Origin of the sequence: Bradyrhizobium embrapense, assembly GCF_001189235.2 — a bacterium.
GTDB classification, from domain to species: domain Bacteria; phylum Pseudomonadota; class Alphaproteobacteria; order Rhizobiales; family Xanthobacteraceae; genus Bradyrhizobium; species Bradyrhizobium embrapense.
In genome coordinates, this window is record NZ_LFIP02000004.1 from 578,322 (window position 1) to 600,541 (window position 22,220).

At 65.2% G+C, this 22,220-nt stretch carries 20 protein-coding genes and 1 pseudogene; 8 read left to right on the forward strand and 13 right to left on the reverse strand.

Features of this window, described 5'->3' with window-relative positions:
* Positions 1 to 65: 65 nt before the first annotated feature.
* Positions 66 to 923 (forward strand): LysR family transcriptional regulator, encoded by an 858-nt coding sequence (locus tag AKN83_RS21580; RefSeq protein WP_050399813.1) that lies wholly within the window; start codon positions 66 to 68, stop codon positions 921 to 923.
* Between the two features lie 20 nt (positions 924 to 943).
* On the opposite strand, the gene AKN83_RS21585 is transcribed toward AKN83_RS21580, so the two are convergent.
* Genes AKN83_RS21585 through AKN83_RS21600 form a run of 4 tightly spaced genes read right to left on the reverse strand, consistent with a single transcriptional unit; the run spans position 944 to position 4,062 of the window.
* Positions 944 to 1,369 (reverse strand): hypothetical protein, encoded by a 426-nt coding sequence (locus AKN83_RS21585; RefSeq protein WP_050399814.1) that lies wholly within the window; start codon positions 1,367 to 1,369, stop codon positions 944 to 946.
* Positions 1,370 to 1,379: 10 nt separating this feature from the next.
* Positions 1,380 to 2,816 carry a TIGR01777 family oxidoreductase gene (locus AKN83_RS21590; protein WP_050399815.1) on the reverse strand — a complete coding sequence of 479 codons (1,437 nt, stop codon included), beginning with the start codon at positions 2,814 to 2,816 and terminating at the stop codon, positions 1,380 to 1,382.
* Entirely contained in the window at positions 2,813 to 3,478 is a 666-nt protein-coding gene (locus tag AKN83_RS21595) for a DUF4166 domain-containing protein (protein ID WP_050399816.1), read from the reverse strand. Before AKN83_RS21595 ends, AKN83_RS21590 begins: the two co-directional genes overlap by 4 nt.
* Before the next feature lie 26 nt (positions 3,479 to 3,504).
* A complete protein-coding gene (locus tag AKN83_RS21600) occupies positions 3,505 to 4,062 on the reverse strand; it encodes a GbsR/MarR family transcriptional regulator (protein ID WP_050399817.1) in 558 nt (185 codons plus the stop codon).
* Between the two features lie 170 nt (positions 4,063 to 4,232).
* Between AKN83_RS21600 and AKN83_RS21605 the strand changes: the two genes are divergently transcribed.
* Positions 4,233 to 5,045, forward strand: a complete 813-nt coding sequence (locus tag AKN83_RS21605) for a class I SAM-dependent methyltransferase (RefSeq protein ID WP_050399818.1) — start codon at positions 4,233 to 4,235, stop codon at positions 5,043 to 5,045.
* Between the two features lie 8 nt (positions 5,046 to 5,053).
* On the opposite strand, the gene AKN83_RS21610 is transcribed toward AKN83_RS21605, so the two are convergent.
* The 5 genes and pseudogenes from AKN83_RS21610 to AKN83_RS41750 form a co-directional block, all read right to left on the reverse strand.
* Positions 5,054 to 5,353, reverse strand: a complete 300-nt coding sequence (locus AKN83_RS21610) for an acylphosphatase (protein WP_050399819.1) — start codon at positions 5,351 to 5,353, stop codon at positions 5,054 to 5,056.
* Positions 5,350 to 6,216, reverse strand: a complete 867-nt coding sequence (locus AKN83_RS21615) for an isocitrate lyase/PEP mutase family protein (protein WP_050399820.1) — start codon at positions 6,214 to 6,216, stop codon at positions 5,350 to 5,352. The genes AKN83_RS21610 and AKN83_RS21615 overlap by 4 nt, the downstream gene beginning before the upstream one ends.
* Before the next feature lie 100 nt (positions 6,217 to 6,316).
* Positions 6,317 to 8,332 carry an acetyl-CoA carboxylase biotin carboxylase subunit gene (locus AKN83_RS21620; RefSeq protein WP_063695455.1) on the reverse strand — a complete coding sequence of 672 codons (2,016 nt, stop codon included), beginning with the start codon at positions 8,330 to 8,332 and terminating at the stop codon, positions 6,317 to 6,319.
* Positions 8,333 to 8,520: 188 nt separating this feature from the next.
* Positions 8,521 to 8,725, reverse strand: a pseudogene (locus AKN83_RS21625) (hypothetical protein).
* A gap of 53 nt (positions 8,726 to 8,778) precedes the next feature.
* Complete coding sequence (locus tag AKN83_RS41750) at positions 8,779 to 8,907, reverse strand: hypothetical protein (protein ID WP_283807390.1); 129 nt, start codon at positions 8,905 to 8,907, stop codon at positions 8,779 to 8,781.
* A 159-nt stretch (positions 8,908 to 9,066) separates the two neighbouring features.
* On the opposite strand from AKN83_RS41750, the gene AKN83_RS21630 reads away from it, so the two are divergent.
* Positions 9,067 to 9,885, forward strand: coding sequence for a thermonuclease family protein (locus tag AKN83_RS21630; RefSeq protein WP_050405573.1), 819 nt, complete (start codon positions 9,067 to 9,069; stop codon positions 9,883 to 9,885).
* 69 nt (positions 9,886 to 9,954) lie between these two features.
* Entirely contained in the window at positions 9,955 to 12,423 is a 2,469-nt protein-coding gene (locus tag AKN83_RS21635) for a PAS domain-containing hybrid sensor histidine kinase/response regulator (protein ID WP_050405574.1), read from the forward strand.
* A gap of 19 nt (positions 12,424 to 12,442) precedes the next feature.
* Here AKN83_RS21635 and AKN83_RS21640 read toward each other — a convergent pair whose 3' ends face one another.
* The 4 genes from AKN83_RS21640 to AKN83_RS21655 all read right to left on the reverse strand — a co-directional run bounded on the left by AKN83_RS21640 (position 12,443) and on the right by AKN83_RS21655 (position 16,823).
* Positions 12,443 to 12,712: a septal ring lytic transglycosylase RlpA family protein gene (locus AKN83_RS21640; RefSeq protein WP_083992153.1), complete on the reverse strand. Its 270-nt coding sequence runs from the start codon at positions 12,710 to 12,712 to the stop codon at positions 12,443 to 12,445.
* A 107-nt stretch (positions 12,713 to 12,819) separates the two neighbouring features.
* A complete protein-coding gene (locus AKN83_RS21645; protein ID WP_063695456.1) occupies positions 12,820 to 15,528 on the reverse strand; it encodes a bifunctional diguanylate cyclase/phosphodiesterase in 2,709 nt (902 codons plus the stop codon).
* 132 nt (positions 15,529 to 15,660) lie between these two features.
* A complete protein-coding gene (locus tag AKN83_RS21650) occupies positions 15,661 to 16,170 on the reverse strand; it encodes a hypothetical protein (protein WP_157113495.1) in 510 nt (169 codons plus the stop codon).
* A gap of 158 nt (positions 16,171 to 16,328) precedes the next feature.
* Positions 16,329 to 16,823 carry an ArsI/CadI family heavy metal resistance metalloenzyme gene (locus tag AKN83_RS21655; RefSeq protein WP_050405577.1) on the reverse strand — a complete coding sequence of 165 codons (495 nt, stop codon included), beginning with the start codon at positions 16,821 to 16,823 and terminating at the stop codon, positions 16,329 to 16,331.
* Between the two features lie 93 nt (positions 16,824 to 16,916).
* On the opposite strand from AKN83_RS21655, the gene AKN83_RS21660 reads away from it, so the two are divergent.
* The 4 genes from AKN83_RS21660 (at position 16,917) to AKN83_RS21675 (ending at position 22,139) form a co-directional block, all read left to right on the forward strand.
* Entirely contained in the window at positions 16,917 to 17,150 is a 234-nt protein-coding gene (locus AKN83_RS21660) for a hypothetical protein (RefSeq protein ID WP_050405578.1), read from the forward strand.
* 84 nt (positions 17,151 to 17,234) lie between these two features.
* On the forward strand, positions 17,235 to 17,585 hold the full coding sequence (locus AKN83_RS21665) for a hypothetical protein (protein ID WP_157113496.1): 351 nt from the start codon (positions 17,235 to 17,237) through the stop codon (positions 17,583 to 17,585).
* 113 nt (positions 17,586 to 17,698) lie between these two features.
* Positions 17,699 to 18,922, forward strand: coding sequence for an efflux RND transporter periplasmic adaptor subunit (locus AKN83_RS21670; RefSeq protein WP_050405616.1), 1,224 nt, complete (start codon positions 17,699 to 17,701; stop codon positions 18,920 to 18,922).
* The gene (locus AKN83_RS21675; RefSeq protein WP_050405580.1) at positions 18,915 to 22,139 is read left to right on the forward strand and encodes an efflux RND transporter permease subunit; all 3,225 of its coding nucleotides are present in this window, start codon (positions 18,915 to 18,917) and stop codon (positions 22,137 to 22,139) included. Before AKN83_RS21670 ends, AKN83_RS21675 begins: the two co-directional genes overlap by 8 nt.
* Positions 22,140 to 22,220: the final 81 nt, after the last annotated feature.

The following is a 22,220-nucleotide window of genomic DNA, read 5'->3' on the forward strand; positions in this document are numbered from 1 at the left end:
CTAGACCTTTTCGCATCATCTTGGTATCTTATCTATATGTATAGCAATGATAACGATCTTTGATCATGACCGCGACGCTCGATATCGACACCGTGCAGGCCTTCCTCCTGGTCGCTGAGCTGCAGGGCTTCACCCGTGCCGCCGAAGCGCACGGCACCACGCAGGCGGCGATCAGCATGAAATTGCAGCGGCTCGAGACCGTGCTCGGCAAGCGGCTGGTCGAGCGCTCGCCGCGCGCGGTGCGGCTGACCGCCGACGGCGCGGCGTTCCTGCATCACGCCCGCGCGTTGATCGAGGTGCATGACCGCGCGTTGTCCGGCGAGAAGCCGGCGCGGCAACAGCTCACACTCGGGATCAGCGATCACGCTGCGGGCGCGGAGCTGGTGCCGCTGCTGGAGCGGCTGCACGCGATGGCCTCACAGCTTGCACTCGCCGTGACGATTGGCTTCTCGCGCGAGATGCTCGACGCCTACGATGCCGGCGAGCTCGACGCCGTGATCGTCCGTCAGGAAGGCAGCCGTCGCGGCGGCGAGAAATTGGCCGAAGACGAATTCGGTTGGTTCGCCGCCAGGCGCTTCGTCTGGCCGCGCGGCGATGCGCTGCCGCTCGCTACACTGGCGCCGCCCTGCGGCGTGCGTGCGCTCGCCGTGCGCTCGCTCGACAAGGCCGGCATCGAATGGACCGAAAGCTTCGTCGGCGGCGGCGTTACGGCGGTAGCGGCTGCCGCGCTCGCGGACCTTGCGGTTGCTCCCCTCGTCCGCCGCATTGCGCCGCCGGGCTTGATCGACATCGGACCCGCGCACAAGCTGCCGCGGCTCGGCGCCTCAAAGGTGGTGCTGCATTCGAAGGTCAGCGATCCCGCGAAGCTCGCGGCGTTGCGGACGCTGGCTGCAACGTTCCGGAGCGTGGCGTCTGCGGCGTAGTGCGGCACAGCTCCCCGGCATCACAACGAATGCTCGGCGGCTTCGAGCTGTCTCAAGACAAACCAGTAAGTCAGGCCCGCGACAAATCCGGCGGCCGCAAACAGACAGACAAGTCCGGATGTCCAGACGACTGGAGACCGCAGCAGCACCGTGATACAAAACGCACCGATCGTAGCGCCTGTGCCGGCAAAGAACCCGGCGCCTCGGATCTGGAACTGCTCACTTAGCCAGATCGCGATAGCTGCGGGAACCGCGGTCAGCAGACATGTGGTAACAAAGACCAGAAACGAGGGAAGCAGAAGCGCGATGGCGCCTCCCAGCAGCCTCATGATGTCGCCGCCGGATGCGACGATCAGGAGCGTCTGAGCAACGCCGGAGAGAACCGCCGTCGCGGCTCCACATCCAGCGAGCCAACTTCCGAATGCGCGGGAACAAGTGCTCGACATCTCGCCCTCCTCACAAGATCGCCTCGAATGCGCTACGCAAGGTTTCGTGCCGGAACACGAAGCCGTTGCTCAGCGCCTTGTTCGGCAGCACGCGCTGACCGCCGAGCAACAGCTCGTTGGCAAAGTCGCCACCGACGGCACGGAGCAGCGCGGCGGGCACGCGGAAGATCGCAGGCCGGTGCAGGCGCCGCCCCAGCTCTTCGGTGAATTTCGTGTTGGTCACCGGGATCGGCGCCGTCGCGTTGATCGGCCCTGAGAGCTCCGGCTTCGCGATCACATGTGCGATCAGGCGCACCAGATCGTCGCGCTCGATCCATGACATCCACTGCTTGCCCGAACCGAGCGGTCCGCCGAGACCGAACTCGAACGGCGTCAGCATCCGCGTGATGAACCCGCCATCGGTGCCGACCACGAGACCGATCCGCAAATACGCCACGCGCACGCCGTGATCGGCGGCCGGCTTCGCCGCGTTCTCCCAGGCCTCGCACAGTTCGTGGCTGAAGCAGGCGTGGGATTTCGCCGACTCCGTCAGCACCTGGTCCTGCCAGAGACCGTACCAACCGATCGCGGAGCCGCTCACCAGCACCGACGGCTTGCGTTCGAGCCGCGCGATCAGCCTGACGACGTCGGCCGTCATGTCTATCCGCGAGGCGATGATCCTGCGCCGCTTGGCCTCGGTCCACAGACCGTTGCCGATCGGTTCGCCTGCGAGATTGACGACGGCGTCGATCCCTGTGCCGGCAGGCAACTGGTCGAGGCTCGTAATCAACGTCACCGGCGGCGGCAGCATCTCGGCCTTTGCCGGATTGCGGATCAGCGCGATGACCTGATGACCCGACACAGCGAGACTTGCGACGAGACGGCTGCCGATGAAACCGGTCGCGCCGGTGACGAGCACGGTCTGCCGCGCCGGGAGTTTCTCGACCAGGGCGGCGGCCGGCCCGCTGGACATCCGTCCCAGCCGCCTGGCGGCGGCGAAGTCACGCACAGCGAACAGCGCCGCGCCGAAGGCTGCGGCGGTTGCGAACAGGCTAAGCAGACCCGCATAAGCCGGCGTCACAGCCGTCGGCAGCATCGCCCAGCCGATCAGGACCGGCACCAGCAGCACGAGGATGGCGCCGTAGTTGATCGCGAGCAGCGTGTGATTGATCCGCTCGCTCGGCGGTAGCTTTCGGCTCAAATCCTCTTCCACGAAATCCATCAGCGTGATGACAACCTCGATGACCAGCACGGCCATAATGGCCAGCGCGAGAATGCCGTGCACCTCGAGCCAACCGAGCACCAGGAACAGGAGCGCATAGAGCATGTTGCGCACGCTGTGCAGCTGCAGCTCATGGCGCTGCGACGCCCGCCACGCCAGCCGCTCGGTGAATTCGTGGTGATAGAAGGTGTCGAAGGCGCCCATCGCGATCTGGATGGCGACCAGGGTCCAAAGCAGCGGCGTCATGACGAAGCCTCCCTGAACACGGCGGACTGACGGATCAGCCGGCCGAAACGCGGGTGGATGATCTCCAGCGTGAAGCGGAAGTCGCCGCAGCCGAGATCGGAATGGGTCACGGTAAGATCGCCGGGCGTGAGCCAATCGGGCAGCGGCAAGCGAAACGGATCGAACTGCAACGAATAGCCGACGCTGTGAAATACCAGCGCCTCGTGCTCGACCGCGATCCGCAGCGCCATGCTGACGCCGAAGCCGACATACTCCTCGAGCCCGGTCGGCCCGGCAAAGCGCTTGGCGGAATGGATCACCTGCGGAAAGCCGTCGCGGCGCGCGCAGATGCGGGTCCAGATCTGGCCGCCGCTCGCGGCGTCCTCGGTGACCGTGACGATCACGGGCACACGGGTCTGGGTACCGGTCGGAAGCGGGCCGCCGATCAGCCGCGCGGCCTGTGCCAGCCACCAGCCGGCGCGGCTGCTCGAGGCCTCCTCGACCTCACCAACATAGACGACGGTGTTGCCGTCCTCGAACCGCTTCGAGAAGCGCCGCCAGATCGCGACCGGCAGGCGGCCCCAATCCTCGTCGGACAGCAATGCGCGGAAGCGATGATCGTCGAGCAGTTTCGTATCGGAAGCCGGCGCTGTCTTTAAGGTGGATATCCTTGCTGACGTCATCGCACACTCCCGTTACGCCGTCGCCCCTATTTGGCTCTGCCTGTGGGCAGGAAACTCACGATCTTCTCGCCGAGCTTGACCAGGGCGACCAGACGCGGCCGCGGCACGTTCAGCATCTGCGTGTACCAGCGGTCGACCAGCTCGGTGAATGTCAGCATCTCCTTCAGCCGCTTGCTGGCGAGCGGGCTGATGGCGGGATCGTCGGCCGCGTCGGAGACGCAGGCGCGCAGCGCCACCAGCGCCGGATCGATCTCGCGCTCCTTGCGGCCGGCGGCGATCTTGGCTGCGACCTCCCAGATATCGGTCTCGGCCTCGAAATGGTCGCGGCGATCGCCGAGGATCGGCACCCGCCGGATCAGGCCCCAGGACAACAGCTCCTTGATCGAGTTTGAGACGTTCGAGCGCGCCATGCCGAGCGTGTCGGCGATGTCCTCGGCGGTCATCGGCGCCTCGGCGAGATAGAGCAGCCCGTGGATCTGGCTGACCGAGCGGTTGACGCCCCATTCGTCGCCCATGTCGCCCCAATGCAGGATGAAGCGCTCGACAGCGGCAGGAAGTTTCTTCTTGGCGGTTATTTCTGTCATAACAGAAATATCAGACAATTCGGAGCAGAAGTCAAGAGCTCCGGCCGGCTGCAGAACAGGCGTCGGGGCACACCATTCGAGCCATTGGCCGGAGCGGCTCGCTGGTCCATATTTCGGTCGCGGCTTCCGCCCGTGATGGCCCGGCCACTCGCCTTTCCGAGGGAACGCATATGACAGCCCCCCTTTCCGACAAGGTCTTCGCCGGATCGGTTCCACAGCTCTACGACCAGCTCATGGTGCCGATGATCTTTGCGCCCTATGCCCGCGACCTCGCGCAGCGCATCAAGGGCCACCGGCCGCGCGACCTGCTGGAGATCGCGGCGGGCACCGGTGCCGTCACGACGGTCCTGGCTGGGGAATTGCCCGATACGACGATCACCGCGACCGACCTCAACGAGCCGATGCTGGCGCAGGCGAAGACGCACCTCGCAGGCAACGCGAACATCCGCTGGCAGCAGGCCGACGCGCTGTCGCTGCCGTTTGGCGATGCGAGTTTCGACATCGTCGCCTGCCAGTTCGGCGCGATGTTCTTCCCCGACCGCGTCAAGGGCTACGCCGAAGCTCGGCGCGTGATCAGATCGGGCGGACGCTTCTTCTTCAATGTCTGGGACAGGATCGAGGAGAACGATTTCGCCGACGTCATGCAGCAGACGATGTTCCAGGTGTTTCCGAGCAATCCGCCGCAGTTCATGGCGCGAACGCCGCATGGCTATCACGATCCCGAGCGGATCCGCGCCGACCTGACCGCTGCCGGCTTCCGCGACATTGCCATCGAGCTGGTCACCCATCGCAGTCCAGCCGGCTCGGCGCAGGATGCCGCCCTGGCCTACTGCCAGGGCACGCCGATGCGCGGAGAGATCGAGGGCCGGGGCCAGCCGGGACTCGAGGCTGCAACAGAGCGTGTGGCAGAAGCGTTGGCACAGCGCTTCGGCAACGGTCCTATCGAAGGGAAGATTCAGGCGCTGGTGATCTCGGCAGCGTAAGCCGCGCGTCACACCGTCGGCAGGAACGCGAACCGCTCGCCTGCTCCACGCAGGTTCAAAAGGTCTGATGTGCCCGGATTTGCCTGCACATTGGCGACGCGCGCCGATGACGGCCCGCGCCGGCAGGCCGCGATCATGTCGGCCACAACGTCATCGGGACCTGCGAACACCGCCTCGACGCTGCCATCGCGGCGGTTGCGGACCCAGCCTTCGAGGCCGCGCACGCTTGCCTGCTCGTCGACCCAGGCGCGATAGCCGACGCCCTGTACGCGCCCGCTGATGGTGACGTGGCGGATGACGTCGCTCATTTCTTCAGGCCGAGGAACTCACCGCTGCGCGCCTTGGTCTCCGCCTCGCGCATGACGCGGCCGGTCAGTTCGGACGAGGCGATGCCCTTGAGGTGCTTCGGCGAAGTGCCATCGCGCAGCGCCTTTAGCGTCTCATAGACGGCCTGGGTTGCGGCCGCGAACGGCGCGTGGCCCTGCAGCGCGATCCTGACCCGCTGGCTCGCCAGATAATCCAGCGCGGTCATCTCTTCCGGCGCGCCGCCGAGCACGATCGGCAGCATCGTCGCGGCCGAGAGCGCCTCGAGCTCGCCGCGCGACTTGACGCCGGTGAAGAACAGCCCGTCGACACCGACCGCCTCATAGGCCCTGGCACGCGCGATCGCGTCGTCGAGATCGGTGATCGACGCGGCGCCGGTGCGGCCCAGGATGACGAGCGACGGATCGCTGCGGCCGTCAAGCGCGGCCTTCATCTTGCCGACGCCTTCCTCGCGCGAGATCAGCTGCGGCTTGGCCTCGCCGAACGCCTGCGGCAGCAGCGTGTCCTCGATAGTGAGACCGGCCGCACCGGCGGCTTCCACTTCCTGGACGGTGCGGCGGACATTGAGGGCGTTGCCGTAACCGTGGTCGGCATCGACCAGCACCGGGAGGGTCGAGGCCCGCGACATGCGGCGGATCTGCTCGGCGAACTCGGTCAGCGTGATCAGCGCAATATCGGGATCGCCGAGCACGGCGAGCGAGGCCACCGAGCCGCCGAACATGCCGAGCTCGAAGCCGAGATCCTCCGCGATCCGGATCGAGGTCGCATCATAGACCGAACCCGGGCGGATGCAGGTTGATCCGTTGAGGATCGATCGCAGTGCTTCGCGGCGCTTGCGAAAGGCCATGGTGCAGTCTCCATCCGCGTCATTGCGAGGAGCGAAGCGACGAAGCAATCCACGGCTTGAGGAGATATGGATTGCTGCGGTTCGCTTGCAATGACGAGTCTTAAGCGAACTCCAGGATCAGCGCGTCGACCGCGAGCGTGGCGCCGGCGGCCGCGTGGATCTTCTTGACCGTGCCATCGCGCTCGGCGCGCAGCACGTTCTGCATCTTCATGGCTTCCACCACCGCGAGCGTCTCGCCGGCCTTGACCTCCTGCCCCTCGGTCACCGCGATCGACACCACAAGACCGGGCATCGGGCACAGCAACTTCTTGCCGGTGTCGGCGGCCGAGACCACCGGCATCAGCCGCGCCGAGGTCGCTTCGGTCTCGGTGAAGACATAGACCGGGACCTCAAAACCCTGATGCGCCAGGCGGAAGCCGTTATTGATCGCCCGCACCTGCACGGCGACGAAGTTGCCGTCGATGGTGCCCTGCCAGACCGGCTCGCCCGGCACCCAGCTCGACACCAGATTGTGCGGATTGCCGGGCAGCCCGTCGGCGCCAATGAAGCGCACGGTGATGGCATCGCCCTCGCGCGCGACATCGAGCGCGACTTCGGCGCGCTCGAGCCACACCGCGCGGCGGCGCTCGCGCAGCACGACGCGGCCGCCCATCTGGCCCGAAATCTGCCGCTTGCGCTCGCCCAGCACGTGATCGATCGCAGCACCCACTGCCGCAAGGCGCCGCGCGATCTCGCCTTCGGGCGCACGCGCGGAAAACCCCTTCGGGAATTCTTCCGCGATGAAGCCGGTCGAGAGCCGGCCCTCGCGCCAGCGCGGATGGTTCATCAAGGCCGACAGGAACGGAATGTTGTGCCTGATGCCGTCGACATAGAAGGCGTCGAGCGCGGTCGCCTGCGCCTCGATTGCGGCGGCGCGCGACGGGGCATGGGTGACGAGCTTGGCGATCATCGGATCGTAATGGATCGATATTTCGCCGCCCTCCTGCACGCCGGTGTCGTTGCGGATCGTGATGCCGTCATGGCTGGCCTCGGCCGGCGGACGGTACTTCACCAGCCGGCCGATCGAGGGCAGGAAGTTGCGGAACGGATCCTCGGCATAGACGCGGGACTCGACCGCCCAGCCGGTCAGCGTGACGTCCTTCTGCGCGATCGCGAGCCTTTCGCCGGACGCGACGCGGATCATCTGCTCGACGAGGTCGATGCCGGTGATCAGCTCGGTGACGGGATGCTCGACCTGCAGGCGGGTGTTCATCTCCAGGAAGTAGAAGCTCTTGTCCTGGCCGGCGACGAATTCCACTGTGCCGGCCGAATCGTAGTTCACGGCCTTGGCCAGCGCGACCGCCTGCTCGCCCATTTTGCGGCGGGTCTGCTCGTCGAGCAGCGGCGACGGTGCTTCCTCGATGACCTTCTGGTTGCGGCGCTGGATCGAGCACTCGCGCTCGCCGAGATAGATCACGTTGCCGTGCTTGTCGCCGAGCACCTGGATCTCGATGTGCCGGGGATCGACGATGAATTTCTCGATGAAGACGCGGTCGTCGCCGAACGACGACTTCGCCTCGGCCTTGGCGAGGTTGAAGCCTTCGGCCACCTCCGCCTTCGAATGCGCGATGCGCATGCCCTTGCCGCCGCCGCCGGCGGAGGCCTTGATCATCACGGGATAGCCGATCTCGTCGGCGATCTGGACGGCGTGCTTGTCGTCCTCGATGACGCCGAGATGGCCCGGCACGGTCGAGACTTTCGCCTTCGCAGCGGCCTTCTTGGATTCGATCTTGTCGCCCATCGCGGCGATGGCGCCGGGGTTCGGGCCGATGAAGACAATGCCGGCCGCCTCCAGCGCGCGCGGAAACGCCTCGCGTTCGGACAGGAAGCCGTAGCCGGGATGAACCGCCTGCGCGCCGGTCTTGCGGCAGGCCTCGACGATCTTGTCGATCAGAAGATAGCTCTCGGCCGCGGCCGGCGGGCCGATCAACACGGCCTCGTCGGCCATCTCGACATGCAGCGCATCGCGGTCGGCCTCGGAGTAGACGGCAACCGTCTCAATCCCCATACGGCGCGCGGTCTTGATGACCCGGCAGGCGATCTCGCCGCGGTTGGCGATCAGGATTCGTTTGAACATGCTCTTCTTGCTTGGGCTTCTTGGGACTTGGCTTCTGAGTGGGCTTTGGCAGGATTCCTCCCCGCGCAATCCGGCACGGGCCACTCCGTTGGTACAGCAAAATGCCCCGGAGGCAACGGTCTAATGCTGACCGGGCCCGATGCTCGGCCTGTGCCTGGCCGGTCCTTGGCGGTAGCCCGAGGGGTATTTCAGCCCGTATAGGTCCTGAAGCGGCCGCGAATGCGCCTTCGCGACGGCTTTCATCAGCTCGCTGACCTCGTTCTCCAGGAATTCATTGGCCACGATCAGCGCCCGGATGGTCGCGCGCAGATTGCCGCCGCAGGCGGAAATGGCCTGATCGACAGCCGCTTCCAGCCCGTCATCGTCATCAGATTCGGGCCGTGCAGACATCATGGGGCATCCGGGATTCAGGTGGCACATCATGTTCCTATTTTGTTCCCATCAAGTCAATCGGATCTTTGATCGGAGGCTGTCTGTTGAGGCGCCTGTCTCTTCCGCCGCCAGCGCGCGAGACATTGCAGGGTCGAGATTTCGGTGACGACATCGGCAATGATGGTGATGATGAACTCGGCCATACCAGCATCCCTTCGATGGCAATGTCGGGCCGTTCTACGCCGCGGAATGCCGATCGGGATGTGACCGCGCGCACGCATCATCTCGCGAACGGGACTTGGTTGGATCGTACCTGCGTGTGCTAGAAGTCCGGCTGCCCGCCAAAGATCTGAAGTGAGAAAATGCGGTTTCGCAATCCGGTCATCACGACGCTTCTCCTGACCTGCCTGTCCACGAGCCCCGTCCTGTCTGCGACGGCTGCCTTGTCTGCGACCGGTAGCCCCTCCACCACGGCGATCGTCAAGGATGCCGGCACGGTTCAGCTCGGCAACACGGTTTACCGGCTCGACGGCATCGACGCGCCGGCGGCCGACCAGCTCTGCATCGACGAGCACGCCGACGTCTGGACCTGCGGGATAGAGGCGCGCGACCAGCTGACCAAGCTGATCGGCGGCAAGCCGATTCATTGCGACGACATCGGCGTCGATCCGACCTTCAAGAAGCGCCGTCTCGGCGTCTGCAAGCTCGAGGGCGACCCAACCAGCCTCAGCCAAGTGATGGTACAGAAGGGCTATGCCCTCAACGTCGAGACGTCGGCCACTGGCCGATTCAAGCCGGATCAAGCCACCGCCAACGACAGTCGTGCCGGGCTGTGGAAGGGCTGCTTCGTGGCGCCGCGCGATTTTCGTCTCGGCAAGAAGGACGGCGCCCTGCTCGGCAACGCCTGCCCCACCGACCGTGATACGCAGATCCGTACTGCGCTCTTCCCGGACGACCTGCCGATGCCGGCAAGCTGCAACATCAAGGGCAAGTACGCCGTGCGCGCCCGCGTCACCGGCAATGTCGGCATCTATCATTTGCAGGCGTGCCGCAGTTACCCGGGCCTCAGCAATCCGGATCGCTGGTTTTGCTCCGAGGAGGATGCGCAGGCCGCCGGGTTCCGCCGGGCCTATAATTGCCGTCCGCCCAAAGCAAGTGAAGGGCAAGTGAAGAGCAAGTGATCGCGCTAAATCACGCTGGCAAAGCCGCCTCCTCCTGTGTGAAACTACACCCAGAGGCTGCCGGCGCGAATGACCCCACCCGATCCCTCTGATGTGCTTCCCGAAGCTGCGGCAGCCGAACGGCTGCGGCGGCACCTTGAGAAGATCGCGCGCGAACGCGATCGGGCCCATCGCGAGCTTCAGGAGCGCGAGGCCGAGCTGGCGCGGATCCAGCGCATCGCGCGGGTCGGCGGGCTCGAGATCGATTTTCGCGACGGCGTGCGCAACCGCCGCTCCCCCGAATATCTGCTGGTCCACGGCCTGCCGCCCGAGGAGGTCAACGAGACCTACGAGAACTGGGTCGCGCGCATCCACCCCGACGATCGCGAACGAACCACCAGCCACCTGTTCGGCGTGCTCAAGGCCGGCGGCGAGGATTACACCGCCGAGTACCGCATCATCCGCCCCAACGACGGCGAGAGCCGCTGGATCCGTGTCGTCGCCAAGATCGAGCGCGACCACAGCGGCCGCGCGCTGCGGCTGGTCGGCGCCGATCTCGACGTCACCGACCAGATGCTGGCGCAGGAAACCCTGCGCGAGAGCGAGGAACGCTTCCGCCTGATCGCCAACAGCGCGCCGGTGCCGATCTGGGTCACCAAGCTCGACCGTACCCGCTCCTTCGCCAACCAGGCCTATCTGGATTTCCTCGGCCTGCCGTTCGAGGAAGCGGTCGTGTTCGACTGGCGCAAGGCGCTGCATCCGGACGATCTGCCGAACATCCTGCAGGAGCAGATCACCGGCGAATTGTCGCTCAAGCCGTTCGTGCTCGAGGCTCGCTATCGCAATGCCGCGGGCGATTGGCGCTGGCTGCGCTCGGAATCGCAACCGCGCTGGGACCCGAACGGCAAGCATATCGGCTTCATCGGCGTCGCCCACGACATCACGGCGGCCAAGGAAGCCGAGATCGAGCTGCGCAAGCTCAACGAGTCACTGGAGCGACGCATCATCGAACGGACCGCGCAGCTCGAGTCGAGCGAGGCGCAGATGCGCGCGATCCTGGAGACCAGCCACCAACATCAGGGGCTGCTCAACCAGGACGGCGAGTTACTCTACGCCAACCGGACGGCGCTGGCCGGCATTCGCGCCGACGCAGCCGATGTCGTCGGCAAGCTGTTCTGGGAGACGCCCTGGTTCAGCGCGACCGAAGGCGCGCCGGAAACGATCAGGAATGCTTTCGCCACGGCGATGCGCGGTGAGGATGTCAAGTCCGAACTGCCGCTGCGGCTGCCGATCGGCGACCGCCATTTCGACTTCGAGATGCGGCCGCTGCGCGACCAGCACGGCGCGATCGTCGGCGCGGTGCCCGAGGCTGTCGACATCACCGAGCGGCGCCGCGGCGAGGAAGCGCTACGGCAATCGCAGAAGATGGAAGCCGTCGGCCAGCTCACCGGCGGCGTCGCGCACGACTTCAACAATCTGCTCACCATCATCCGCTCCGCGACCGATTTCCTGCGCCGCCGCGAGCTGCCGGACGAGCGGCGCCGCCGCTATATCGACGCGATCTCCGAGACCGTGGAGCGGGCCTCCAAGCTCACCGCGCAGCTGTTGGCGTTCGCGCGCCGGCAACCGCTCAATCCCGAAGTGTTCAATGTCGGAACGCAGGTCGACAGCGTGACGCAGCTGATCCGCCCGCTGGTCGGCGCGCGGATTCACATCGAGGTCAGGATCGAGGACCCCGACTGCTTCGCGATCGCCGATATCGGCCAGTTCGAGACCGCGCTGATCAATCTTGCGGTCAATGGCCGCGACGCCATGAACGGCGAAGGCCAGCTGACGATCGGCGTCAGGAAGGTCAAGCACATCCCTGCCCTGCGCGCCCAGGCCTCGCGCAGCGGCGATTTCGTGACCGTCTCGATCCAGGATACCGGCACCGGCATCTCGCCGGAAAATCTCGACGCGATCTTCGAACCGTTCTTCACCACCAAGGAGGTCGGCAAGGGAACGGGCCTTGGGCTGAGCCAGGCCTTCGGCTTCGTCAAGCAATCCGATGGCGATATCGAGGTCACCTCTACGCCGGGACACGGCGCGACATTCACCATCTATCTGCCGCAAGCGATGCGCCCGGCGGACGCCAAGGTCGCGGCCAGCGCCGGCATCGAGCAGGCCTCGATCGGCCGCGGCTATCGCGTGCTTGTGGTCGAGGACAATGACGATGTCGGCCAGTTCTCCACCGAGCTGCTCGAGGATCTCGGCTATTCGGTCAAGCGTGCGGCGAACGCCAACGCCGCGCTGTCGATCCTTTCCGAGAACGAGTTCGCCGCCGACCTCGTGTTCTCTGACGTGATCATGCCCGGCATGAATGGCGTCGAGCTCGCCGGTGTGATCCGCGACCGGTTTCCCGGCCTGCCCGTGGTGCTGACCAGCGGCTACAGCAATGTGCTCGCCGAGAACGCGCATAGCGGCTTCGAGCTGATCCAGAAGCCCTATTCGGTCGAGGCGCTGTCGCGCACGCTCCGCAAGGCGATCGCCGAGCAGCGGGCGACCGCCTCAAAACCCTGATCCCGCCGCAGGCGGTGCGCTACTCGATCTCCACGTGCGCGACGCCGAGTTGAAGGATGCCGAGCGCGCGGGCCGCCGTGGTCGAGACATCGATGATCCGTCCGCGAACGAACGGTCCCCGGTCGTTGACCCGGCACCGGATCGATTTCCCGCGGTAGGACACCGTGACCATGCTGCCGAACGGCCGCTTGCGATGCGCGCAGGTCATTTCACCAATTCTGCCGATGCCATGATAGTAGGACGCAAGGCCACTTTCTGCGTTTGCCACGCACGAAGCAAACAGCAGCATGGCCGCGGACGTTGCTGCGGTTTTCATTGATTGCCTGCCCTTCGAGACCAGCGAGGAAGCGCGGTGCGGGTAGAACGGACCCCAGAAATATGGCTGTTGCGCGGCAATTACGCCGCATTCTCGACACCGGCGGTCAGCAGCGTCCGGAGGTCCTGCGCCGGCACTGGCTTGCTGAACAGGTAGCCCTGCATCTGCGTGCAGCCGAGCATCTGCACGGTGTCGCGCTGCTGATCGGTCTCGACGCCTTCGGCTGTCGTGATCATGTTGCGATCGGCGGCGATCGAGACCACCGCGCGAATGATCGAGGCCGATCCGCTGTTGCGGGTCACTTCCTTGACGAAGCTGCGGTCGATCTTGATCTTGTCGAACGGGAAGCGCTGCAGATATTGCAGCGACGAGTAGCCGGTGCCGAAATCGTCGAGCGCGATGTGGACGCCGAGTGCGCGCAGCTGGCCGAGCGTGACCAGCGCCGCATCGTCATCGGCAATCAGCACCGCCTCGGTAATCTCGAGCTCGAGCCTGCGCGGGTCGAGCCCGCTCTCGGCTAGCGCGCTCGCGACCTTCAGCGCCAGCGTCTCCGACTTGAACTGGATCGGCGACACGTTGACCGCAAGGTGCACATGCGCCGGCCAGGCCGCCGCCTCAATGCAGGCGGTGCGCAGCACCCACTGCCCGATCTCTTCGATCAACCCGGTCTCTTCGGCGACAGGTATGAACTCCGCCGGCGAGACCATGCCGCGCACCGGATGGCGCCAGCGCAGCAATGCCTCGCAGCCGGTGACCTCGTCGCTGCGCAGGTCGACCAGGGGCTGATAGTGCAGCTCGAACCGATCCTGCGCCAACGCACTTCGCAGATCGGCCTCCAGCGCGCGGCGCAGATTGGCCTGCTTCTCCATCGCCGGATCGAAGAACCGATACGTCCTGCGGCCGGCGGCCTTGGCCGCGTACATGGCGAGATCGGCGCATTTGAGCAAGCCGAACAGGTCGGAGCCGTGACGAGGGGCGATCGCAATCCCGATGCTGGCGTCGCTCGCCAGCCAATGGCCAAGGCAATCGAAGGGGGTACGCAGCGACTGATAGACACGCGCGACCAGATCGCTGACATCGTCGTCCGATATGATGTCATGCTGGACGATCGCGAATTCATCGCCGCCGAGGCGCGCGATGAAGTCGTTCGATCCGACTGATTGGCGCAGCTTCTCGGCGACCCGTCTCAGGAACTCATCGCCGATCGGATGACCCAGCGTGTCGTTGATCCGCTTGAACTCGTCGATATCGATGTAATGGATCGCGAACTCGCGGACGACAGCCTCGCGCAACAATTCTTCTGCGTGACGCTGGAACAGCGTCCGGTTCGGCAGATTGGTCAGGGCATCGTAATGCGCGAGATACTCGATCTGCGCCTGCGCGCGCCGCCCGTCGGTGACGTCCTCGAGCGTGGTGGCCCAGCCGCCGTCAGGAGCGCGCTTGTAGATCAGGCGGATGCTGCGGCCGTCAGGCGTCATGATCACCGAGTCCCGGATTTCATCACCCTTGGGATTGGTGAACCGCGCACAGTACTCATCGACATCGCCGACGAAAGAGCCGAGCGCCTGTCGATGCAGGATCAGGTCGCGCAGATGGCACCCGGGCTTGGCGACATCGGGCGACAGGCCGAACATGTCGATGTATCGCTGGTTGCAGATCACGAGCCGCGCCGAGGCGTCGAACAGCAGGAGCCCCTGCGTCATGGTGTTGATGGCGGTGTCGAGATGCTGGCTCTTCTCGGACAGCCGGCGCTGTGCCGCATCATGCTGCCTCCGCAACTGGCGGACGATCAGGAAGATCGTCATGACGACAATGAGCACCGCGAGCACGGCGGCGCAGAACTGCAACTTGGTCTGGGCGCGCCAATCCTCCAGCGCGCTGGAGGTCCGTGTGGTTGCAAGGATCAGGATCGGAAAATGCGACAGTGACCTGACCGCGCCGACATTCTCCTCGCCCGCGGCGCCGACGAACCGCCCTGACGTGTTACCGCCAAGACCAATGATCTTCCGGAACAAGGGCTGGTCGGTGATGTTGCTTCCCACGATGCCGGCATCCTGCGGATAGCGCGCGACGATCGTGCCGTCGCGATGGATCATCGAAATCACGGTGTCGCCGTTCAGCGCCAGCGAGGCCACGAAATCCTCGAAATGGCTGGGCTCGACGCCTCGGCTCGCGAAGCCGATGATCTCGCCGTTGCGCCCGGTGATCTTGCGCGCAAAGATCGTGGTCCACTTGCCGGTCACCTTGCTCATCGCAGGCTCGACGATCACCGGCGACGTGGGCCGCCCCGAGGTGAACTCCTGGAAATAACGCCGATCCGCAATGCTGATGTCGGGCACCGGCCACATCTCGGACGAGTTGATCAACCATCCCTTGGCGTTGAACAGATTGAGCCCGCCGACATGCGGCAGCGCCGCCAGCCGCGTGCGCAGCATCTCGTGCACACTCAGGAGCGACATGTTCTTCTCGAACTGATCGGCGGTCTCGACCTGTTCCGACCGCAGATAGTTCACGATGTCGTCGTGGACATGCTGAAGGTCGCTGAGCTGCTGGTCGAAATGCCGCGACAGCAGCAGCGCGGTGTTGTTGAGCTCGCGCTCGGACATCTCCAGCGCACGCTCGCGAAACTGCAACGCGAGATACCCGGTGCCGAGCGTGATGGCGAGCACCAGCAGCGCGGCGCTCAGAACGAGCCATTGAATGGCGCCCATCCTGGTGGCGCGCAGCATGCGCTTGATCGACAGCCGCCGGTGCTCCGGCTTCACGCTGTTCGTTGACACAACCGACATTTTCCTGCCCCTGCGGGGGCTCTTCTACGGGAACACAACCCAAGGGGTCGTTAGGAAAATCAGTTATCGGACTGTTAAGGCGGATGAGTAGCTGAGCGCGATCGGCACGGGATTCCTCCGGACGCGGCCGCATCAGCCGGCCCCGGTCGCCTCCTTCAGGGTGCATTCGATCAACGCACCCTCGATGCTGAATTTCGAGAATGGAGAGAAGGGCGTCGCGGCCTTGAGAGCGGCGAAAAATTGCGAATCGCCCGGACTCTTGAGGAGAAAACGGATGTGGCCGGCCGCCAGAGCATCACGCGACAGCCAGACGACGCCGGAGAACAGCGCCACGAGCATCTGTGCGTAATCGCTGACATCGGCGAGGCCGAGATCGTAGATCGGAGAGACATTGATGAACCGCGCGCTGAGAGCCGGCGACGTGTATCGGCTCATCAGCAGACGCCTGACCTGGCAGACCGCGTGGACCCGTTCGCCGTCGGTCAGGTGATACAGCCCCTGACTGTCGCCTTCCCTGGCGGTCAGCGCGTCAAAGGCTCCGATGCCGCCAAAGGTGGCAAAATCCTCTCCGACGCCTTCAGCGTCCTTCTTCCATTGTGCCTTGATGAGACGCCAGGACCGCTCGGGATCCTTGATTGGCAAAAGCCGCATGGTTAAGGGGCTGTTAGCACGGAGGGGAGTCTTCGCTGAGATAATATGTCGCAGGCATTAAGCCTTTGCTTACAGCGGTAGCCGGCTGCGTCGACGTGAGGGCTGCCCCGGCGACCTCTTGACGTTGGTATGCGTGACCGTGCCTCAGCTCACGATCTGCAGCAGACTGAAGCCTCAGGCGGCAGGGCGTGAGGCTCCGGCGCGCAACCAGCGCTCTGCTTGGCGTCCTGCTTCTCGTGCGCGACGCGTGCGTTCCGCTCACCGCTGCCGTCGCCATAGACGATGCTCTCACCTGTCGTATGGAAGGTCTCCCACGCAATCCCCGCGGGATCGTCGATCCACGACTTCTCGGACCTGGCATAGCAGCACACCGTCTGGCCCTGCTCGATCACCTCGCCGCCCGCCTTGCGCAGCCGGGCATAGACCTCACCGAGCTCCTCGGCGCTCTCTACCTGAATGCCGAGGTGATCGAGCCCCGGCTCGCGGCCGCGGGTCGAGATCGCGAAGTTGACGCGGGGATCATCGAGCATCCATTTGGCGTAATCGGATTTCACGACCGTCGGCTCGGCGCCGAACAACGCCGAGTAGAAGCCGACCGATTGTTGGATGTCCTTGACGGCGACGTGAACATGCATGCGCTTCATGGGGCAATCCCTTCGGGCGACGGCGCTGGATGGATATTCCAACCCAAGCATGCTCAGATATCAACGGCGTTACAACAGGGGTCCTGCTGCGGAATGGATGCGCTCACGCTGTTCGGTTTGTTCGCCGTAACCATGATGCTCGTCTGCTACGCAGCCGAGGATCGCAGCCCGTGGTTCATCCTGGCCTTCGCGGTCTCCTGCGCGCTCGGCTCGGCCTACGGTTTCCTGCAGGGCGCATGGCCGTTCGGGCTGGTCGAAGCGATCTGGGCCGTCGTGGCAATGCGCCGCTGGCTGATGCGCCGAACCTCGGAGCGTGTAACGTTATAGTATCCACGGCCAATCTGTCGCGGCGTCGAACTTGAATGCGCGCGGTCGCGGCGCTAATTAGGGCCCATGGACGCCTCGCGCACCATGATTCAGCCTTCCGCTCATGCAACAGGATCGCGCCGCTGGCGCAGCCTGCTTGCGGGGCTGATTTCGCTTGCGCTGGTGCTATCGTTCTTCCACGGCTGGGCCTTTGACGGCGATGACGATGCAGCTCCGAGCTTCTCGATCGCGCAGTCGATCAACGACACCGGCGGCAAGGCTCCCGCGCATCCGGCCTCACTGCATGGCGATCACTGCCTGACCCACGTCGCCTCGGTGGCGTCGCAGGAGACGGCATTCCCGATCGCTTATGCGCCGCACAGCTATGGCCACAGCAGCATCGAGCTGCCGGCGTCGGCCGATCGCCTCTCTCCCTTCAAACCACCCCGCGCCTGATCCGGTCGGCATAACCGGCCGTGCGCCGCCGGCATCCGGTAGCGCGCACGCTTCCGCACAGATCGATGTCGCGACAGCGCATGGCCATCAGCATGCGCTGCGGAGAGGCGCATATGAAACGGGTTGTTCTATTTTTCGCCGGCGTGGCTGCCGGTATTGCACTGATCATTCTGGCGGCCGGATGGATCGGCTGGCCGGTCAAGTTCCCCTCCACGACGCAAGAGACCGCGGTCACCGCCGTACCGAAGGCTGAGGCCACGCACGAGGCCCCCGGGCATATCGAGCTCAGCGAGGACCAGATTCGTGAAGCCGGCATCACGCTCGCACCGGCCAGTGGCGGCATGCTGAAACGGCATTTCCTCGCGCCGGGATCGCTGATCCCCGACGCCGACCACATCGGCCGCGTCTCGGTGCGCGTGCTCGCGACGGTCACCGAACTGCGCAAGCGTCTCGGCGACGTGGTCGAGAAAGGCGAGATCGTCGCTGCAATCGAAAGCCGCGAGGTGGCCGACGCCAAGAGCGAATACCTCGCCGCGCGGCTCACCAACGACCTGCAGCAGACGCTCTACGCCAGGCAGAAGACGCTGGTCGAGACCCGCATCGTCTCGGAGAACGAGTTCCTGCGCACGCGGCTGACTGCGAACGACGCCCAGATCAAGCTCGACGGCGCGCGGCAAAAGCTGTTTGCGCTCGGCCTTTCGGAGAGCGAGATCGCCGATCTGCCCAACCAGCCGCCGGAAAGCCTGCGGACGCAATTTTTGCGCGCGCCGATCAGCGGCCGGGTGTCCGAACGACGTGTCGATCTCGGCGGGCTGATCGGGCGCGAGGGCCAGGAAAGCGAGCTCTACGTTATCGTCAACCTCGACGACATCTGGGTCGATCTGGCGGTTTCGCCCGAAGACATCGGCGCGGTCCGCGAAGGCGTTTCGGTCAAGATACGCGCCATCGGCACCGAGAATGAAGCGAGTGCCGGCGTGATTTTCGTCAGCCCCCTGCTCGACCGCGAGACGCGCAACGCACGCGTGATCGCGACCATGCCCAACAAGGATCACCGCTGGAAACCGGGCACCTTCGTAACCGCGGAGGTCCCGCTGTCAGGCGCGCCATCGACCGTGATGATCTCGAAGAAAGCCATTCAAACCATCAAGGGGACGCCGACCGTATTCGTGCGCGATCCCGACGGCTTCGAGGCGCGGTCCGTGCGAACCGGCCGCGAGGACGATGACGACATCGAAATCCTGTCAGGTCTTGCCGCCGGTGAGACCATTGCGGTGCAAAACACCTTCACATTGAAGGCTGAAGTCGGGAAGGACGAGGCGGAGCACGACCATGATTGAGCGCATCATCGGTCTTGCGATCCAGCGGCGCTGGGTCGTCGTCGCCCTGGCGGCGGTCCTGATGTTCCTCGGCGGCCTCGCGTTGACCAGGCTGCCGATCGACGCGGTGCCCGACATCACCAACAAGCAGGTCCAGATCAACACCGTGGCCCCGGCGCTTTCGCCAGCAGAAATCGAGAAGCAGATCACCTTCCCGATCGAGACGGCGCTGGCGGGCGCGCCGGGGCTGGAGAGCACACGGTCGCTCTCCCGCAACGGCTTCTCGCAGATCACGGCGGTATTCAGCGAAGCCACCGATATCTATTTCGCCCGGCAGCAGGTCGGCGAGCGTCTGACCGAGGTTCGCGCGCGGCTGCCCCAGGGTATCGAGCCGCGAATTGGCCCGACCTCGACCGGCCTTGGCGAAATCTACATGTGGACCGTGCACTACTCAGGCCAGAAGGTGCAGACCGACGGTGCGCCCGGCCTGCAGAGCGACGGCCGCTTCCTGACGGCGGACGGCCAGGCGCTGCAAAGCGAGGTCGAAAAGGACGCCTATCTGCGCACGGTACAGGACTGGATCATCAAGCCGCAGATCAAGATGGTGCCTGGCGTCGCCGGCGTCGATTCGATCGGCGGCTATCTCAAGCAGTACCAGGTCCATCCCGATGCGGCGAAGCTGATCGCGCTCGGGCTGACCTTCGCCGACGTTGCCAAGGCGATCGAGACCAACAATGTCAGCCGCGGAGCGCGCTATATCGAGCGCAACGGCGAAGGATTCGTGGTGCGGTCCGGCGGCCGCCTCGAGAATATCGAGGACCTCGGCGGCGTCGTCGTCACCACCCGGGGCGGCGTTCCGGTCCGGATCCGCGACCTCGCGACGCTTTCGATTGGCGGCGAGACCCGCACCGGCAGCGCCAGCGAGAACGGCCGCGAGGTCGTGGTCGGCACCGCGTTGATGCTGATCGGCGCCAACAGCCGCACGGTGTCGGCCGCGGTCGACGCCAAGCTGCGCGCGATCACGCCGTCCTTGCCGGCGGGCGTCGCGGTCGAGACCATGCTCGACCGCACCCAGCTGGTCGATGCGACGATCGGAACCGTGGCGCGCAATCTGAGCGAAGGCGCGCTGCTGGTGATCGCGGTGCTGTTCGTGCTGCTCGGCAATTTTCGCGCCGCGTTGATCACGGCACTGGTGATCCCGATCGCCATGCTGATGACGGCGATCGGCATGTGGCAGGGGCGCATCAGCGCCAATCTGATGAGCCTCGGCGCACTGGATTTCGGCCTGATCGTCGATGGTGCCGTCATCATCACCGAGAACAGCCTGCGTCACCTCGCCGAGAAGCAGCACGCGCTCGGCCGCGTGCTGACGCGCGACGAACGGCTGGCGACGGTGCAGGCGTCCGCTGTGGAAATGGTGCAGCCGAGCCTTTACGGCCAGGCCATCATTCTCCTGGTCTATGTTCCGCTGCTGACCTTCACCGGCGTCGAAGGCAAGATGTTCGAGCCGATGGCGCTGACCGTGATCCTGGCGCTCGCCGCCGCCTTCGTACTGTCGCTGACGCTGGTACCCGCGCTGATCGTGATCGGCATCACCGGCCGCGTGCAGGAGAAGGAAAACTGGCTCGTTGCCGCATTGAAGCGCTGGTACAGCCCGCTTCTGCGGCGCGCGGTTGCGACGCCGCTGCCCGTCATCGCCGTGGCGGTCCTGTTGTTCGCGACCGCCCTGTTCGGGTTCTTCCGCCTCGGCCAGGAATTCATCCCCTCGCTCGACGAGAAGAACATCGCCATGCACGCGCTCAGGATTCCGAGCACGGCGCTGTCGCAGTCGCAGGCGATGCAGCTCTCGGTCGAGAAGGCCGTCAGCCGCTTCCCGCAGGTGTCGTTCGTCTTCTCCAAGACCGGCACCGCGGAGGTGGCGAGCGACCCGATGCCGCCGAACGCGTCCGACACCTTCATCATCCTGAAGCCGCGGGCGCAGTGGCCGGATCCATCGCTGACCAAGGAGCAGTTGATCGAGGAGATCTCGAAGGCGGTCGGCCGGCTGCCCGGCAACGTCTATGAATTCACCCAGCCGATCCAGATGCGCTTCAACGAACTTCTCGCAGGCGTTCGCGGCGACATCGCGGTCAAGGTGTTCGGTGACGAGTTCGAGCCGATGCAGAAGGCCGCCAACCAGATCGCCGCCGCGCTGCGCGGCGTGCGCGGCGCGACCGACGTCAAGGTCGAGCAGGCCGGTGGCCTGCCCGTGCTGGAGATCAAGGTCGACAAGGCGGCGATCGCCCGGCGTGGCCTGAGCGTCTCCGAGGTCCAGGACGTGATCGGCGCCGCGGTCGGCGGCCAGGATGCCGGCGTGGTCTACGAGGGTGATCGCAGCTTCGACATCGTGGTGCGGTTGCCGGAGAGCGTGCGCTCCGACCTCGAGGCGTTGAGCAATTTGCCGGTCGCCTTGCCGAAGGCAACGCCGAGTTCGCCGGTGCAGAGCCTGCCGCTCAACCGCGTTGCGCAGTTCTCCTTCGCCGATGGACCGAACCAGATCAGCCGCGAGAACGGCAAGCGCCGCATCGTGGTGACCGCCAATGTCCGCGGCCGCGATCTTGGCTCGGTGGTCGAAGAAGCTCAAGCAAAGGTCGCGCAATCGGTGAAGCTGCCGCCCGGCTACTGGATGACCTGGGGCGGCCAGTCGGAACATCTCGCCGCGGCGCGCCAGCGCCTTGTCGTCGTGGTACCTGCCTGTTTTGCGATGATCTTCCTGTTGCTGCTGGCGGCGATGGGCTCGGCGCGCGATGCGCTGCTGGTATTCAGCGCGGTGCCGCTGGCGCTCACCGGCGGCATCGCGGCGCTGTGGCTGCGCGGCATGCCGTTCTCGATTTCGGCCGCGGTCGGCTTCATCGCGCTGTCGGGCGTTGCGGTGCTGAACGGGCTCGTGATGCTGAGTTTCGTCCGGCAATTGCGCGAGCGCGGCGTGCCGATGCGGGAGGCCATCGAGCAAGGCGCCCTCACCCGCTTCCGGCCCGTGGTGATGACCGCGCTGGTCGCCTCGCTCGGTTTTGTGCCGATGGCCTTCGCCACCGGTACCGGCGCCGAGGTGCAGAAGCCGCTCGCCACCGTCGTGATCGGCGGACTGATCAGCGCGACCCTGCTCACGCTTGCCGTCCTGCCCGCGCTCTATGCACGGTACGGGTATGCCGGCAGCGCTGCGCGCAATGAGAGAACCGCGATTCAGCCGGCGGAATGACGCTGTGTTGACCCGCAAGTCCGCAGGATAAATCAGGCAGTTGCCGCGCCGAACAGGCGCTGTAACATTTCTGTCATATGA

Bases quoted from the DNA above. Each gene is read 5' to 3' on its own strand.
- AKN83_RS21645 (WP_063695456.1), bottom strand. From the start codon at position 15,528: ATGTCGGTTGTGTCAACGAACAGCGTGAAGCCGGAGCACCGGCGGCTG.
- AKN83_RS21605 (WP_050399818.1), top strand. From the start codon at position 4,233: ATGACAGCCCCCCTTTCCGACAAGGTCTTCGCCGGATCGGTTCCACAG.
- AKN83_RS21670 (WP_050405616.1), top strand. From the start codon at position 17,699: ATGAAACGGGTTGTTCTATTTTTCGCCGGCGTGGCTGCCGGTATTGCA.
- AKN83_RS21585 (WP_050399814.1), bottom strand. From the start codon at position 1,369: ATGTCGAGCACTTGTTCCCGCGCATTCGGAAGTTGGCTCGCTGGATGT.
- AKN83_RS21620 (WP_063695455.1), bottom strand. From the start codon at position 8,332: ATGTTCAAACGAATCCTGATCGCCAACCGCGGCGAGATCGCCTGCCGG.
- AKN83_RS21660 (WP_050405578.1), top strand. From the start codon at position 16,917: ATGGATGCGCTCACGCTGTTCGGTTTGTTCGCCGTAACCATGATGCTC.
- AKN83_RS21580 (WP_050399813.1), top strand. From the start codon at position 66: ATGACCGCGACGCTCGATATCGACACCGTGCAGGCCTTCCTCCTGGTC.
- AKN83_RS41750 (WP_283807390.1), bottom strand. From the start codon at position 8,907: ATGGCCGAGTTCATCATCACCATCATTGCCGATGTCGTCACCGAAATC.
- AKN83_RS21665 (WP_157113496.1), top strand. From the start codon at position 17,235: ATGATTCAGCCTTCCGCTCATGCAACAGGATCGCGCCGCTGGCGCAGC.
- AKN83_RS21595 (WP_050399816.1), bottom strand. From the start codon at position 3,478: ATGACGTCAGCAAGGATATCCACCTTAAAGACAGCGCCGGCTTCCGAT.
- AKN83_RS21590 (WP_050399815.1), bottom strand. From the start codon at position 2,816: ATGACGCCGCTGCTTTGGACCCTGGTCGCCATCCAGATCGCGATGGGC.
- AKN83_RS21600 (WP_050399817.1), bottom strand. From the start codon at position 4,062: ATGACAGAAATAACCGCCAAGAAGAAACTTCCTGCCGCTGTCGAGCGC.
- AKN83_RS21675 (WP_050405580.1), top strand. From the start codon at position 18,915: ATGATTGAGCGCATCATCGGTCTTGCGATCCAGCGGCGCTGGGTCGTC.
- AKN83_RS21615 (WP_050399820.1), bottom strand. From the start codon at position 6,216: ATGGCCTTTCGCAAGCGCCGCGAAGCACTGCGATCGATCCTCAACGGA.
- AKN83_RS21640 (WP_083992153.1), bottom strand. From the start codon at position 12,712: ATGCTGCTGTTTGCTTCGTGCGTGGCAAACGCAGAAAGTGGCCTTGCG.
- AKN83_RS21635 (WP_050405574.1), top strand. From the start codon at position 9,955: ATGACCCCACCCGATCCCTCTGATGTGCTTCCCGAAGCTGCGGCAGCC.
- AKN83_RS21610 (WP_050399819.1), bottom strand. From the start codon at position 5,353: ATGAGCGACGTCATCCGCCACGTCACCATCAGCGGGCGCGTACAGGGC.
- AKN83_RS21655 (WP_050405577.1), bottom strand. From the start codon at position 16,823: ATGAAGCGCATGCATGTTCACGTCGCCGTCAAGGACATCCAACAATCG.
- AKN83_RS21630 (WP_050405573.1), top strand. From the start codon at position 9,067: ATGCGGTTTCGCAATCCGGTCATCACGACGCTTCTCCTGACCTGCCTG.